This is a genomic window from Pseudoalteromonas sp. SR43-3 (assembly GCF_014163875.1).
GTDB lineage: Bacteria > Pseudomonadota > Gammaproteobacteria > Enterobacterales > Alteromonadaceae > Pseudoalteromonas > Pseudoalteromonas distincta.
In genome coordinates this window covers 192,553-208,365 of record NZ_JACJEC010000006.1, presented here as the reverse complement: position 1 = coordinate 208,365, position 15,813 = coordinate 192,553, and the positions used below count along the sequence as shown (strand labels likewise).

Here is a 15,813-nt window from a genome sequence, read left to right as displayed (position 1 = left end):
CTTCATTAAAGTCCTAACAACTACCTCTGCAAATATTATGCAGTATCTGTCACTACAGCAACATGACACCAAGATTACAACTTTGTAATGTTCGCGTCATGTTGAAGACAGGTCTATTTTCTATACTCAATACATATTCTGCTATGAAGGAGTAAGGAAATGGGGTTTAAAAAGTCATCACAACAGGTTAGCACACCACGAAGACGATTTGTTCAAGGCTTAATTGCAGGAGGTGTACTTGCTGCTTTTCCGAGTGTATTACATGCTGCATCATCTTTAGTAGCAGGAACAATAACAGGCACTGTGCCCGAACTTAGCGGCGAAGTAATTGATCTGGTTATAGATGAATCGCCGGTTAACTTTACTGGCGTAGTACGTATGGCGACAACTATCAATGGATCTATACCCGCTCCTACCTTGCGCCTCAAAGAAGGCGATGACGTTACTATTAGAGTAACAAATAAGTTATCAGTACCGAGTTCAATTCATTGGCATGGCATTATTTTACCGTATCAAATGGATGGCGTACCAGGTATCAGCTTTAAAGGCATTATGCCGGGCGAAACCTTTGTTTATAAATTTAAACTGCAACAAAGCGGTACATATTGGTATCACTCACATAGTGGCTTTCAAGAAATGACAGGCATGTACGGTGCATTAATTATTGAACCGCGAGAAAACGATATTATTAGTGCAGATAACGAGCATGTTATTCAATTATCTGATTGGACTGATGATGACCCAATGGCGCTGTTCCGTAAATTAAAAGTACAGAGTGATGTATTTAATTTCAATCAACCCACTGTCCCAGAGTTTTTCGATGACGTTTCAAGCAGCAGTATTTCAAATGCTCTACAGCGCCGAAAAATGTGGAATCAGATGCGAATGAATCCTACAGATTTAGCTGATTTATCTGCATCAGCAATGACTTTTTTAATGAACGGTAGTACTCCAATGGCAAACTGGCGTGGATTATTTAAAGTCGGTGAAAAGCTTAGGTTAAGGTTTATTAATGGCTCTAGTAATAGCTTTTTTGACGTGCGTATCCCCGAGTTAAAACTAACGGTTGTACAAGCAGATGGGCAAAACGTTGAACCAGTGACAGTTGATGAATTTAGATTCGGCCCTGGTGAAACCTACGACGTAATTGTTGAGCCTAAAAATGATGCCTATACGATTTTTGCTCAAAGTATGGATCGCTCTGGTTACGCAAAAGGAACTTTATCAAGCTCGCCTAATATTGATGCGCCAGTACCTGCACTTGACCCTGTTGAATGGTTAACGATGACCGATATGATGGGCAATATGACCCACGGCGGTGAGCACTCTGCAATGGCTGGTATGGCAGGCATGTCAGGTATGAACTCTAAAGAAATGGATCATAGCGCTATGGGCCACGGTGCAATGGCGATGGATCATAGCAAACATGGTATGTCTGAAAACCCATTAGCGGTTGCCAGCTCTAAAGTGCGTCATGCAAAAACGGAGTATGGAGCTTCAGTTGATATGCGCGTTGATATGCCTAGAACAAATCTTGATGATCCTGGTATTGGTTTACGTAAAAATGGTCGTCGTGTTTTAACACTTGCAGATTTACACTCACTTGAAGGGATCACTAACCAGCAAGAGCCAGAAGCTGAAATTGAGCTGCATTTAACCGGAAACATGGAGCGTTATAGCTGGTCATTTGATGGCTTAGAATTTGGTAAAAGCACGCCAGTGCATATGAAGCATAACCAACGTTTAAGAGTTATTTTACAAAACGATACCATGATGACGCACCCTATGCATTTGCATGGTATGTGGAGTGATTTAGAAAACGAGCAAGGTGATGTGCAAGTGCGACGTCATACGATACCTGTTCAACCCGCACAAAGAATCAGCTTTTTAACCACCCCTCACGATGTAGGTCGCTGGGCTTGGCATTGCCATTTATTATTCCATATGGATGCCGGTATGTTTAGAGAGGTAGTCGTATCATGAAACAATTAAAACTATCTAAATCATTAGGTTTATTAATGTTAACAGGGGCTTCATTAATTAGTTTCCCTTTATTAGCGCAAAGTGAAATGGCACAAATGAATAGCGCTAAGATGCAACCACAAGGAGGAAGTGCACCTAAAGATGCAAGAGACCCCCATGCTTACTCTGCGGGAACAACTTTAACAGAAGGCCCATATGCGCTTGAGGGCAATGAGCGATTAACACTCGCTGATGAGCATCCATTTTACGCATTACTAGGCGATCGTCTTGAATATAACGAGCAAGCAAACGCAGGTGTATTTGACTTACAAGCATGGTACGGCACTACCTTTGATCGATTGGTAATTAAAACCGAGGGTGATTTCAGCGAAGGAAGTATTGAAGAAAACCAAACCGATATTTTATGGGGTCACGCCGTATCAGCATATTGGGATACTCAAGCAGGTGTTCGTCTTGATTACAATAAAGAAGGTGAAAATCGGCAATGGTTGGCTTTTGGCTTACAAGGTTTAGCCCCTTATTGGTTTGAACTTGATATGACAGCATACGTAGGTGAGCGAGGCAATACCGCATTTACGTTAGAGGCAGAGTACGAACTATTACTCACGCAAAAGCTAATTATACAACCGCGAGCCGAAATTACACTTTATGGCAAAAACGATAAACAAAACGAACTTGGAAGTGGCCTATCAAGCAGCGCGATTGGCTTTAGGGTTCGTTATGAATTTACACGCCAGTTTGCGCCCTATATTGGCGTTGAATGGAGCAATAAATTTGGCAATACCGCCGACTATGCCACATCAAGTGGACAAAGTAGCAACAACACCGCATTTGTTACGGGTATTAAATTTTGGTTTTAATCATTTTAAATAAGAGGTAATTATGAAGTTTTTTAATTCTGCAGTAGCTATTTTAGGTTTAGTACTTACATTTTCCGCATCAGCGCATATATCACTCAAGCAATCAACACCTGCGCAAGAAGCCATGTTAATGAAAAGCCCAGAGCAACTTTCGTTAACTTTTGGTGGTGAAGTAAGGCTAGCAAAAGTCATCATCAAAGATGAAAAAAATAAATCAATAAACTTTGATTTCAAACCAAGCTCTACCCCAAGCACAGACTTTAGTTGGTCATTGCCGAGCTTAGTCCAAGGCACTTACACGGTTAAATGGACAGCACTGGGTGGTGATGGACATAAAATGACCGACACGTTTAGATTTATGGTACACAAAAGTGAATCGCATAAGATGATGCAAGAACAATCTAATACCCACAGCAAACATAATCATTAAGTAGCAACATAATGCAATTAAGTGAATGGTCAGTACTCTTACTATTATTAAAACTAGCAAGCTATATCGCAATTTCAGGGCTTGCGGGCACTTTATTAATGCGCTTTATGTGTGGCAACAGCAATGTTGCAGGGCATCACTTAATTAGCTTTTATCAGTTCTTAAAACGTTGGCAAATTACGTGTGTAGTTACAGGTAGTATTGCTGCACTTTTACAAGTACCAATAGAAGCTGGAGCAATGGCTGAATCAGGCTTTATGGGAATGTTTGACCCCTTTATGCTTGAAATTGTTTGGCAATCAGTCATAGGTGACCAAGCAACGTTTAGAATACCAGCGCTTATTATTGCTCTAATTAGCGCATGTATGTGGAGTGTGGAATCAGATGATAACGTAGCAGGTTATAAAAACGTTGCCGTTATACTAATCATGCTTGGGTTTATCGCTTATAGCTTCACTTTTACTGGGCACAGTGCAAATGAAAATGGGTTAGTGAAAAGTATTTTAACCTTTCACCTTATTGCCATTGCGAGCTGGTTAGGGTCATTGTGGCCGCTTTACAAAAGCTGCACTTTACTACCTACCAGTGAAGTAAAGCGGTTAATGCATTACTTTGGTCAACTCGCTATTGTTATTGTATTTGTACTACTTATTTCGGGCTTAACTCTGCTCCTGCAGTACCTAGAGTCATTTTCTGCATTGTTTACATCAAATTATGGGCAACTAATTTTATTAAAGCTGTTACTCGTCAGCGCGATGCTGTTACTAGGTGCATGGCATAAGCTTTTTTTAGTCCCGCAAATCACTCAACAACACCATATAAGTATATTAAAACGCTCGATCACTGTTGAAATATTAATTGCCCTATTTGTACTTATTACAACACTTGTTGGTCCGCCTATTTAACGATTAATAAAAAAGGAAAATGTATGTTAATTAAATCCTCTAATTTAAAAATTTTATTGCTACTAATTTTTAGCGCTGTTAGTTCTTTTGCTGTGAACGCACACACCCATGAAGAGCACACAAAAAAAGGCTGGGTCTTTGTTAATGTTGATAGCGAAGCTGCAAAGGCAGTTAGCTTATTTCATGCATCCCTAAAACAAGGCGATGCCAAAGGTGCCCGTAAATTACTGGCCGACGATGTCGTCATTTTTGAAGGCGGAATTGTTGAGCGTTCTGCAGATGTATACGCGAACCATCATATGATAGCGGATATGAAATTCTTAAGTGCAGTTGATAGTGAACTGCTAGAGCATCAAGTTCACACAAATGGAGACATAGCTTACTCAATTTCAAGAAGTAAAACTCAAGGAAAGTATAAAGGGAAAGATATTAAGTCTACGGGAATGGAATCAATCACATTAAAAAACACCGATAAAGGTTGGAAAATCACTCATATTCACTGGTCTAATTAAGGAGTTAACAATGCGAGTAATCTACATTACCTCAGCGTTTTTTTTATCATTAACTATGTCATTTTCGGCAATGAGTATCGAAAAACAGCATAAAACATCAATAATCTATGAAAATTCAGAAAAACCTGAAATTGAGCTTACCGTTTATAAAAGTAAAAATTGTGGATGTTGTAATAAGTGGATTGCTCATTTGAGTGAAAACAATATTCAAACAAAAGCAATTAACGTTAATGACATGGGGTCGATTAAATCTCAGTATCAAATAAAACCTAATATGCGCTCATGCCATACAGCCGTGTCAGCCGATGGATTTGTATTTGAAGGTCATGTTCCCGTTAAACATATAAAACAGTTTTTATCTGGGCAACACGCTCCGCACATTACAGGCTTAAGTGTACCAGCCATGCCTATTGGCACTCCCGGAATGGAAATGGAGGGTATATTTCACAAATATAATATTGAACTACTCACTGACAACTCAAATGAAGAAACCTACAGATACATAAGTAAATCCAGCGAGCAATTTTAGCCTAACGGCATAATTTTTGATTTAATTGTTAAATACCCATTTTACACAACAGGAAACACTGATTTGTGAGCTTGATAGTGTAAAAATTACTCACATGTAAAAACAAAATACAAAACTTTTAAGGAGCAATACAATGTCACACTATTCAAAATTTTTTTTAATGATAGCAACATCCACAATAACCATGTTTGTATTGATGTATTTGAACACCTACCAACTTAGTCATGTTTATTTTAGTGAAACTCGTACTTATATGGCGCTTTATATGGGAGCCACGATGGCAGTGATAATGCTACTTTTCATGCTCAATATGTATAAAGATAAAAAGAAAAATATAACAGTACTCATTGCTAGTGTTGCCGTATTTGCAGGAAGTTTATTTTTAGTTCGCTCACAAGTGACTGTTGATGATAGCTCATGGATGTCGGCGATGATCCCACATCATTCAATTGCCATACTCACCAGTGACAGGGCAAAAATCAAAGATAAACGCGTTCAAAAGCTTGCTACAAATATAATTGAAGCCCAAGAGCGAGAAATAAAAGAAATGCAATGGCTCCTAAAAGATATAGAGCAAAACGGCATTGCACAAACCAATGCTCAAGCACAATTAAGAGCTGTTCCAGATTTCAATTCAAATAAATAAATAAACCGCATAACATAAGGAGTAAAGCATGAGTAAATCAGCCCAACTTTTTAGAATGGCAACAGATGAGCATATTTGTCCGTTTGGTTTAAAATCGAAAGACCTACTAGAGCGAGAGGGATATACAGTTGATGATCAGCTTTTAACTTCTCGAGAGCAAACAGATGAATTTAAAAAACAACACAGTGTAGAAACTACACCTCAAGCATTTATTGATAATAAACGTATAGGTGGCTACGACGATTTACGTGATTACTTTAATAAGCCACAAGCAGCCCAAGAAGGTACAACTTACACGCCCGTGATTGCGATTTTTTCGGTTAGTTTTTTGCTTAGTGTGGCATTTAGTTTTGCATCGGATAATAGCTTATTATCAATGCAAACCGCTGAACTGTTTGTAGCCCTAACAATGGCAGTGTTAGCAATACAAAAGCTTCAAGACTTATTTAGCTTTACTAATTCATTTATAACCTATGACTTAGTCGCTATGAAAGTAGTCAGGTACGCTTATGTTTACCCATTTTTAGAAGCATTTGTTGGCATTGGAATGATAGCCGGGTTACCAGCCTATATTATTGCCCCTATTTCATTATTCATAGGTGGGGTTGGTGCTGTTTCAGTGATAAAAGCAGTCTATATAGATAAACGAGAGTTAAAATGTGCGTGTGTAGGCGGTGACAGTAACGTACCACTAGGGTTTATCTCTCTAACAGAAAACTTATTTATGATAGCTGCCGGTATTTGGATGTTTGTTAGGTAAATAACAGCTTTAATTTAAAAATATGATGACGAGCTTATTTATAGCACGAACCAGATTCAGTAGTTGAGTCTGGTTCTGCCTGAACTTAAAATGCCATCAATTTGCTCTGGCTTCTCTAAGGTATCTTGAAGTTACAACGAGACTAAAGTTTTTTATCAATTGCATGATTTAAAAAAGCACTAGCCCTCTAATTTTATTAAATAGATCTAATCTAAATTTGATTCCAGAATTCTTTTGGCAATAAATTTTTAATCATCCTAGTGTTTAAGAATTTATAAATTTAATTAATAAATTTTGTGAAATTTTTCTAGTCCGCTTAGAGCGATAAGCGGACATTAAAAAGTTAAATTTATTCCTGCTTATTTGAGTAGAAGGCTAATTTTGTGCGACAACATTATTAAACGCCGTTTTGGTGCAAAATAACAAGATCAATTCCTAGCTATTTTAATTACTCGTTTACAAAAGTAATTTTTGGTGAAATTATCAGGGTATGAAATATACGCCGTTTTAGTGTGTTATGAACCGCTAAAATGGTGTTCAATAAGCTGTTATAGGGCTAGATGATTAACCTACCCTCAGTGAATAATTAAAAGGATGAGTTATGGATAACCTTAAAGTACGTCTTGAAAACTGTTACGGTATTTCTTCATTAGATGAAGCTTTTGATTTGTCGAATGCCCGAGGAAAAGCTAAAGCTTACTCAATCTATGCCCCAAATGGATTGATGAAAACATCGTTTTCTAGAACTTTTGATGCTTTATCAAAAGGTGAAAAACCAAAAGAAGAGCGTTTTAATCGCCAAACAACTTGTATTGTTGAAGTTGATAATGTCGATATCCAAAAGGAACAAATATACGTTCTTAAATCTGAAATAGAAATAAACTCTGATAATGAAGCTGTAACGAATATTCTTATTAATCAGGAAAGTAAGGCTAGATATGACTCATTAATTTCAAATATTAATAAGCTGAAATCAAAGCTTGGTACATCACTCCAAAAAAAATCAAAAATAAAAAAAGATGATGTCGAAAATAAACTGATAAATGACTTTCACGCAGATGATTTTGTAAGAGCGATAGAGTTAGCAAAAGAAATTGTCATTGGAGATGATTTAGGAAGTTTTATTTATAATGATATCTTTGACCCTAAAGCTATTGCGATATTAGAGAGTCCTGAATTTTTATCAAAATCTAATGAGTTTAATCAACGATATCAAGAGCTTTTTAATCAGACAGGTTCTATTTATAGTCGCGGAGTTTTTAACCCTGTAAAAGCTGATACTTCTTTTAACACCTTAAACAACCAAGGGTACTTTGCAGGTGGGCATAAAGTTCACCTAAAAGGTGATGCTTCTTCAATTGATTACGAAGAGCTTCAAGAAAAGATGAAAATTGTGCATGAATCAATCGACAGTGATGCTGAGCTTAAAAAGTTAAGAGGTAACTTATCTAAAAATGCGCAAACTCAAGCGTTGATTTCATTATTGGAAAGTATTTCCGCAACAGAAGTTGATTTGCTTTTACATAATGTTAAGCCTGAGAATCAAGTAGAATTCAAGAGGAGCTTGTGGGCTTTTTATATTCAAAACAGTCCAGATACTGACGTATTTCTAGAAGCATTCTCTGCCAATCAGACTGAGCTACGACAAATCGAATTAGACGCAGCAACAGAAGCACCGAATTGGTCTAAAGCTATAGAGCTTTTTAATAACCGCTTTGTGGATATGCCATTCACTTTGTCACTATTCAACCAAGTTGAAGCTGCTTTAGGAAAAGATAAAGCAAAATTAAAATTCACGTTTAAAGATGGTGATGATCGAATAGATTGTACCAGAAGTGAAATAAAGTCTTTAAGCCAAGGAGAGAAGCGTGCACTCTATCTTCTTAATTTTATCTTTGAAGTCGAAGATAGAAAAAGGAAGTCAGCGCCAACACTTTTTATTATTGACGACGTTGCGGATTCTTTTGACTATAAGAATAAGCATGCAATTGTTCAATATCTTGAGGATATATCAAAAGTAGAGTATTTTTCACAATTAATTTTGACCCATAATTTTGATTTCTTCAGGACTTTATCAAATAGCTTCGTACATTATGAAAGATGCTTAATGGCTAGTAGAACGGCTGATGGCATAAAACTATCAAAAGCTGAAGGTATAAAAAATTATTTTATTGGTAAGTGGAAAGAGCACATAACAAGTAGTGATTTTATCTTATGCGCAACTGTACCTTTTACAAGAAATCTTCTTGAATACATAAAAGGTGAAGATGATCCTGACTACTTAAAGCTGACTAGCTTGCTTCACTGGAAAGAAGATACCTCCCAAATCACAATTGGGGAGTATTATGAAATTTATAATCGATTATTTGGCACAACCTACCCAACTAACAATACAAATTCATTTAAAGAATTACTATTTTCTAAAGCTAACGAGATCAAGAATAGGGCCAATCACGATGGCCTTAATTTAGAGGATAAAGTTCTTTTATCAATTGCTATTAGAATGACTTCTGAAATTTTTCTTATTGAAGAAATGCGTAAAATAAAAGAAAACGACGCTTATTGGTGTCAATCAAAGAATCAATTTGGCGCATTAATAAAGTCATATGTAAAAGAATTGCCAGATAGTAATGCTATCAAAACCCTTGAGAAAGTTAGTATTACTGTCAGCTCTAATATTCACCTTAATTCTTTTATGTATGAACCGATATTAGATTTAACTATTGAACACTTGACCACGTTGTATTCAGAAATATTAGAGTTAGAGTCTGCTGTGTCTGTTCCCCAAGAAAGTGAGCCAGCCCTATAACAACACGCCCTGAGGTGGACGACTAGTAAAATTTAGCTATTAATTGCAAATTTTAAAAGTGGTGAGCCTCTGCGTTTTAATGCTGCTAAATACGTTGATTCATCGTAGGGTGTATTCGTTTTCCAACACCTAAATACAATCCTTATCCATTTAAATGCCAGTGATCTAATAATGCTGTTGTGCGGCTTACCCTTGGCTTTTTGTTGCTCATAATACGCTTTAGCCCAAAATGAATAACGAATAGAAAAGCCTGCCCATTCTACAAATGTTTGCCTTAAAAAAGTGGGGCAACTATAACGCCAATGAGTCCACATCTTTTGACCACTGCGCTCAATAATAGGCGCTATACCCGCGTACTTTTGAAGCTCTGCAGCATCATTGTAACGCGCACGATTACTTCCAAAAGCAACAAGTAAACGTGGGGCGAGTTGTGGACCTGCACCGGGTAAGCTATCAAATATCTTTTTATCCTGCTGGGCTTTATAAGCCGATTTTATTGCTTTATCGAGCTTTTCAATACCTTTTAATAACACTTTAAATTGCGTAATAAGCACTTCAACGAGAATTTGATTAGGCACAATGACGCCTTCATCCAGAGTTAATGGCATTGAATTCTTAATACTGTCTAATCGTGCATTATTGACCGTGGAATAGTGTGAGTTATGACTCTCAAAAAAGTCGAGTAAAGTCTGTTTTCTTGCTTTTTTAACCGCAGTGAGTGACGGCCACTTCTGAATGAAGTCGCAGAATATATACGTGTCCTTTTCTTTAAACCATTCAAGTACCTGTGGGTAATAATTCTTTAATGTCGCTGTTATTTTATTGGATAAATCGACACTGTCTTGCACTAAACTTCGGCGATATTCAACAAGCTGAGACAGCGTTCGCATAGCTGCTGACTTTGTAGTGGTCAATAAAATTTGGCCACAGTTTTATAAGTAGCGCAAACAATGCCGCTAGGATACGAGAAATGATGTAACGGCAAATATGTACTATTTCAACTTAGAACGGTTTCATACACCGAATGGTGACCTATCGGCAGTAGAATATGAGCAAAGATCCTTAAGAAGCCCTGATTTGATTTCGCAGAACTTGGATGTACTTTTAATTAATCTAAGTTAAGTTTATACATCAATCTTGGTGGCATTATGTCTTCAAATTCACAATTTAACGCATTAGCTAGCTTGTATAATGTTTCTAACTTAATATTCACATTACCTCTTTCCATTTTTCCATAGTTACCACGCTCTATACCTACATAGGCGGCAAAACCTTCTTGCGAATAGCCTGCTTCTTTGCGTTTTTCACGTAGTTTTTCACCAAAATGTTTAACTAAATCACTCACCTGATTTTCCTCAAGGCAAAATGATTAGATTTTCATGTTGAGCGCTTAACTACCACGCCCTATAATACCCATTATTATAAGAAGTTTATTAGGATTTACTTTGAAATTTGACCCTCTCGTAGCTCAAATTATTGTTGCACCAAATTTTAATAACTTTACAACAAGTGATGTCCGCTCGGCGTACTTAGCATTAAAAAGTGATTCTTCTTTAGTACCTACAGCCGTTAGGCGAAATATATATGCTGAATTGCTCAAGCTTGTTAAAAAAGGCTGGTTGAAAAAGGTGGTATCAAATAAAAAAGGATTTACACGATTCAATAAAACAAAGAGCTTTAACGTTGAGGCAATTACTCACTTAGCTAGTGCCATACCTATTGCAACAACAGAAAAGGCAGATGATAAACACGCGCTGTTACTTAGTAAGTTAAACCATTACAAAGCCGAGCTGTTATTGAATATGGGGGAGTCTGAGGCATATAAAGAGCTTTATTTGGAGTCACCCGAACTGGTAGATGAACTTCAGCCACAATACAACAAAGCGAGAGACAACAATACAAGAATACTTGGCAAGATTAGAGCGATTGAAGGCTTATTGAAGCAAAATGAAGAAATAGAGAAAATATGAAACTAAGACTATGGCAAACCGAGTGTATTAATTTAGCGCTTACACAATACCAGAGCGGCAATAGCCACTTTTTAGCCTTGGCAACTCCTGGGGCGGGTAAAACCTTAATGGCCTCAGAATTAGCCGATCAATTATTAAAAAACAATATGGTCGATTTAATCATTTGTTTTTCACCGTCGTCTATTGTTTCTCAAGACTTTAAGGAAAGCTTACAGCTAAAAACGAATGAACGATTTGATGGGCTTATTGGCGCTAAAGGTAGAGCTTTAACCTATCAAAGCTTACAGTATTTAGATGTGCACTTTTGGCAGCTATTTGAACGATATCGTGTTTTTGTAATATTTGATGAAATTCATCATTGTGCTGGCTCTAATATGGACAATGCCAATGCATGGGGTGAACAGATAATACTTAACATTCAAAATAAAGCACAGTACACATTAGCCTTAACAGGCACTCCTTGGCGCTCTGATGCTGCACCTATTGTTCTTTCATCTTACCAGCTGCCTAACAACAAAATAGCGTGTGACTACGTTTACGGGCTTTCAGAGGCTATTGTAGATAATGTGTGTCGGGTTCCAAAAATAGTAGCTGTTGATAATAACCATATTACAGTTGTAGATGACGTTGAAACCAAAACATTTAACTGCTTTAAAGCGTTATTAAACTACTCTGGCGTTTCTTATCAAGAAATTATTGAAAATGAAGCGGTAATAAAATACATAATTTCTTCCGCTCAAAAAAAGCTTATCTCATTTAGATTGATAAACCCCGATGCAGCGGGGTTGATTGTTGCATCGTCTGTTGAGCATGCCCATCAAATCTCTATGTTAATGCGAACTCACTTTGACGAGGATAGCACTGTTGTAACCTACCGAGAAAATGAACCTACAAGTATTATTCAGCAGTTTAGGTATGCACAAACTAAGTGGATTATTTCTGTTGGTATGATTAGCGAAGGTACAAATATCCCTCGTTTGCAGGTTTGCTGCCACCTTACAAACATAAAAACAGAAATGCATTATCGCCAAATATTGGGCCGTATACTGAGGGTAACAAACTCTAAAAACCAAGAAGCTATTATGTACATGCCTGCCGAACCTAAGCTTTTAGAGTACGCGTATAGAGTTAATCAAGATGTTCCATTTGAAGCTGATGTAGTTAAGTTTGAAAAGATGAAAGCTACTGCTGAAGAACCTACTGAAGATGAAGGTTTAAGTGAAATGACCTTTAATAAGAAAAATAAAAAAACCTCCAAAGCTCAGTTTGATTTTGATAACTTTGCTGACTTTTTTGATCAGCCAGTTATGAGCAATAGACCTGAAGCGACAGAGGAACATTTTTTAACCGGTGCCTATGAGCGAATTATTAATATATCAGGCCGTTTTCAACAAGAAGCGATCGCTTTAGGGTTAAGTGAATTGCGGTAAATACGCTAGAATTTACCTCAAGTAGACCTCTACAGGTAACATCAATTTCAGTTACACGAGGAAATATAACTTAATTTAAGGTGTTGCTATGTATAGCTTCTCTGAAATTCATAAAAAAATAGACTTTATAGAGATTTTAACCAATAGAAAGATCAGTGAAAGTTCAAGTCACCTAGAGCAAATTAACTTTATACATCAAGGTGTATATATCAAAAATGCTGAGCGTCTAAGGATAGAGTTAGGCTGGGATATACGAGTATTTTCTTCAGCTATTAGAACTAGCAACAGCTCATATGTACGCTATAAAAAAGAATTAAAGTCTTTAAATACCACTTTGAGTGAAAGTGCATTTGAAATTGCAAAAATTTGCTCTTTTTGTCTTGATTACTTTGAAAATATAGAGCGTTTTAATATTTGGTTAAACGCCCCTTCACTCCAATTCGACTCTAAAAAACCTTTAACGTTTATGAATTCTATAGCTGGCCGTGAATTAATTAAAAATACCGTAAACAGACTCAAGTATGGCTATAACGCCTAAAATGAAGGTGTCTTATGACGTGAAGCACACTATCAATAGACTTCAATACCTGAGGGGAAGCTCTCTTCATTGCTTGATTTTGCAAGAAGTTATCACTTTAGAAATTAATGAGCTTATTAATGGATAAATTTTCTCTGATAGTCACATTTTTTCCAGATATAGTCTTTGAACCTTGAAAAACTCCGATATCGCTGGTGATGAAGCTAGCTAGTCTCTATTTCTCCATGGTATTGGAAATGCAGAAGATGAGGTTGTTTCTAGAGCAACATATAATCTTACTTTCAGGTCAAAGGCATACATTCGACAGGCATCGGCGTAACTTCCGAATGGGGATCTAATGGCACTAAAAACTATTTGGGAATATAACTATAAATGGCTATGAAACTATATTAACAGGTAAAAGTGTCGCTAATTTTAATGATCCCACTATTTACCGAAGCATAGTTGGTGACTTTGAAAGTGTAGAGTTTCCTAGTTTGTAAAGTAACCCGGATATTGGCATACGACGACCAAACATCCTTAACATGTCCAATTGGAATTGATTAAGTCTCATTAAGTAAGCGTAGAAAACTTACGAAGCTCAGATAGTGTTATTAATAGAGAATCTAAAGCCTCCTTTTCACTAATTTCTTTTGAGTTTAGAGCGCCAGCAACCTTGAGCATGTGTTTCACTCTAATCTTAACCTGAGTTGATACTTGGTTTTCCTCTATATTTCGATTTGAAGTAGGTTGATTAGTTTCATGGGCGAGGTGAATGTATGTTGATAATGTGTCAGTAGATGCGTGCATAGTGATTTTTCGGCACGCATTTGCAGCAACCGTTAAAATGTTATGAAAACTTCCGGATTTAGCTAATTTTTTAATGGACTTAGCTATTGTTAGAGTGATAAACCTATGGCGGAAGGAGTGGTTGGTAACATGGCTGAGATGGCGGCAGTATTTGCTTCCGTTAATAACTTTCTTAGCATAGTTTTTTAAGTATGTGGCCTTGAGCGCCTTCCCGTTCCTTGAGTCAACGAATATCGCATCGTGGCTAATATCAGGAAATATATTTTCCACCATTTCGATGTGCCAAAGTAGAATCTGGATATCGTCCCGAGTTGTTTCAACTTCGCGCTTTTTGCCTTTGTACTTACCTTTCACAACAGGAATGTTTCTAATGATGTGCTGCTTGCTGCTAAGCAGGCCTTTGGCCGCTTCCTTAATCATTGATCTGGTGATTTGATGTATTTCGGTAATTCTCGAGCCAGATATATCAAGTAAAGTGGTGAATGCTTGCCATCTGCTTAGGAGAAAATCGTCAACAATGGGGTGGAACGTGTTGCAATTAATCGAATCAAGCCACATCTCTAACTCGTGGTCACGAATGAAATCAACATCAGTACTTATGTGAATTAAGCCATCAAGGCAGTGGTGAGTATAGTATTGTATTTCGATGTGGCCTTTTTTTATAGTCTTCTTCGTATAGTTTACCTTGTAACTCTTAGTGTCATCTTTATCGCAGCTGGCTAACATTACCTCTGGTTGTCGGTTAGATATATATACTATGTATTCAATAGCTAACCTGACGTGTTTTATTATTGTGTCGTCAAATATACCTCTGTCTTTGAGGTGTTCAACAAAGTGATAGAGAGTGCTATCATTCGCATCATAAATATTGGTGTTTTCTAGCTCTAGAAAAGAGCAGAACAAATTTAAGTTGTATGCCTTTTTAACAACTGTAGTTGCAAGGGGTTTTACGTTATAAACTCTAGGGCCGCCTCCAACATGGGTAAGAAATGCGTTCGCATTCCAATCAAAGCTGCCACCTTCCTTTATAATCAGGGGGACCTGGCATTTAGACCTTTCAGCTATTCTGCTGCTAGTTAAGATGCTACCAAGGTTAGGCTGGTCGGCAATAAAAACTTTCGACATTACTTAACGTCCCAAATACGCTGTTTTCCAAGTATGTGCGCTTGGTCTAGGATTAGTTTTCTAATGGCGTCGTCAATTACCTTATCCTCTCGGTAGCTTTCAATCAGATGCATGTAAGCGCGATATACTTCTGCTAAGGAATTTTTCAGTTCTTCATTCTCTTTGCGTAATTGAACAGTGGTGTCGTCAGTAGATTCATATTGCCGCCTCTTTTTACATTCCTTTTGGCCTCCAGCGAGTCTTTTATTTACATTTTTGATCGCCGCTTGAAGTTTTTTAAGTGCCTGAGCGTTGTGTTTGGTGTGTGCTGTATTCCATGAGTATGAGACGATGCCTAGTTCATCATCGCTCCATTTGTGAACAGCTGACTCCGCAATAGAATATCCTTTAATATTCAGGGATGTGTATACATCATCAATACACTTAATTGCATCTATTAAATTGGCTTTCTTTAAAATTGACTTGGTAATGTCGTTCTTTTTGTTTATTACCTCAGTTGAGGTTTCTCCAGGCTTGTACTGAGACAT

At 37.2% G+C, this 15,813-nt stretch carries 16 protein-coding genes; 12 read left to right on the top strand and 4 right to left on the bottom strand.

Going from position 1 to position 15,813, the window contains the following annotated elements:
* The first annotated feature begins 159 nt into the window (after positions 1-159).
* The 9 genes from H5088_RS10295 to H5088_RS10255 all read left to right on the top strand — a co-directional run bounded on the left by H5088_RS10295 (position 160) and on the right by H5088_RS10255 (position 9,434).
* Entirely contained in the window at positions 160-1,983 is a 1,824-nt protein-coding gene (locus tag H5088_RS10295) for a copper resistance system multicopper oxidase (RefSeq protein ID WP_010388409.1), read from the top strand.
* Positions 1,980-2,843 (top strand): copper resistance protein B, encoded by an 864-nt coding sequence (locus H5088_RS10290; RefSeq protein WP_002963237.1) that lies wholly within the window; start codon positions 1,980-1,982, stop codon positions 2,841-2,843. Before H5088_RS10295 ends, H5088_RS10290 begins: the two co-directional genes overlap by 4 nt.
* Before the next feature lie 22 nt (positions 2,844-2,865).
* Positions 2,866-3,273, top strand: coding sequence for a copper resistance CopC family protein (locus H5088_RS10285; RefSeq protein WP_010558009.1), 408 nt, complete (start codon positions 2,866-2,868; stop codon positions 3,271-3,273).
* A gap of 11 nt (positions 3,274-3,284) precedes the next feature.
* On the top strand, positions 3,285-4,178 hold the full coding sequence (locus H5088_RS10280; protein ID WP_182752806.1) for a CopD family protein: 894 nt from the start codon (positions 3,285-3,287) through the stop codon (positions 4,176-4,178).
* Positions 4,179-4,201: 23 nt separating this feature from the next.
* Positions 4,202-4,690 carry a DUF4440 domain-containing protein gene (locus H5088_RS10275; protein WP_002963057.1) on the top strand — a complete coding sequence of 163 codons (489 nt, stop codon included), beginning with the start codon at positions 4,202-4,204 and terminating at the stop codon, positions 4,688-4,690.
* A gap of 10 nt (positions 4,691-4,700) precedes the next feature.
* Positions 4,701-5,219, top strand: coding sequence for a DUF411 domain-containing protein (locus tag H5088_RS10270; protein ID WP_002963058.1), 519 nt, complete (start codon positions 4,701-4,703; stop codon positions 5,217-5,219).
* Positions 5,220-5,352: 133 nt separating this feature from the next.
* On the top strand, positions 5,353-5,865 hold the full coding sequence (locus tag H5088_RS10265) for a DUF305 domain-containing protein (protein WP_010388415.1): 513 nt from the start codon (positions 5,353-5,355) through the stop codon (positions 5,863-5,865).
* A gap of 28 nt (positions 5,866-5,893) precedes the next feature.
* The gene (locus tag H5088_RS10260; protein WP_002963060.1) at positions 5,894-6,625 is read left to right on the top strand and encodes a MauE/DoxX family redox-associated membrane protein; all 732 of its coding nucleotides are present in this window, start codon (positions 5,894-5,896) and stop codon (positions 6,623-6,625) included.
* Positions 6,626-7,226: 601 nt separating this feature from the next.
* Positions 7,227-9,434: a hypothetical protein gene (locus H5088_RS10255; protein ID WP_165744872.1), complete on the top strand. Its 2,208-nt coding sequence runs from the start codon at positions 7,227-7,229 to the stop codon at positions 9,432-9,434.
* A gap of 32 nt (positions 9,435-9,466) precedes the next feature.
* Here H5088_RS10255 and H5088_RS10250 read toward each other — a convergent pair whose 3' ends face one another.
* A complete protein-coding gene (locus H5088_RS10250) occupies positions 9,467-10,324 on the bottom strand; it encodes a transposase (RefSeq protein ID WP_259397740.1) in 858 nt (285 codons plus the stop codon).
* Positions 10,325-10,542: 218 nt separating this feature from the next.
* Complete coding sequence (locus H5088_RS10245) at positions 10,543-10,779, bottom strand: helix-turn-helix domain-containing protein (RefSeq protein ID WP_024591386.1); 237 nt, start codon at positions 10,777-10,779, stop codon at positions 10,543-10,545.
* 100 nt (positions 10,780-10,879) lie between these two features.
* Between H5088_RS10245 and H5088_RS10240 the strand changes: the two genes are divergently transcribed.
* The 3 genes from H5088_RS10240 to H5088_RS10230 all read left to right on the top strand — a co-directional run bounded on the left by H5088_RS10240 (position 10,880) and on the right by H5088_RS10230 (position 13,372).
* Positions 10,880-11,404, top strand: a complete 525-nt coding sequence (locus H5088_RS10240) for a hypothetical protein (protein ID WP_182671370.1) — start codon at positions 10,880-10,882, stop codon at positions 11,402-11,404.
* Positions 11,401-12,834, top strand: a complete 1,434-nt coding sequence (locus H5088_RS10235; protein WP_182671371.1) for a DEAD/DEAH box helicase — start codon at positions 11,401-11,403, stop codon at positions 12,832-12,834. Before H5088_RS10240 ends, H5088_RS10235 begins: the two co-directional genes overlap by 4 nt.
* A gap of 88 nt (positions 12,835-12,922) precedes the next feature.
* Positions 12,923-13,372: an MbcA/ParS/Xre antitoxin family protein gene (locus H5088_RS10230; protein WP_182671372.1), complete on the top strand. Its 450-nt coding sequence runs from the start codon at positions 12,923-12,925 to the stop codon at positions 13,370-13,372.
* Between the two features lie 552 nt (positions 13,373-13,924).
* On the opposite strand, the gene H5088_RS10225 is transcribed toward H5088_RS10230, so the two are convergent.
* Both H5088_RS10225 and H5088_RS10220 read right to left on the bottom strand, forming a co-directional pair.
* Entirely contained in the window at positions 13,925-15,286 is a 1,362-nt protein-coding gene (locus H5088_RS10225; RefSeq protein WP_182671373.1) for a site-specific integrase, read from the bottom strand.
* A complete protein-coding gene (locus H5088_RS10220) occupies positions 15,286-15,813 on the bottom strand; it encodes a hypothetical protein (protein WP_165744959.1) in 528 nt (175 codons plus the stop codon). Before H5088_RS10220 ends, H5088_RS10225 begins: the two co-directional genes overlap by 1 nt.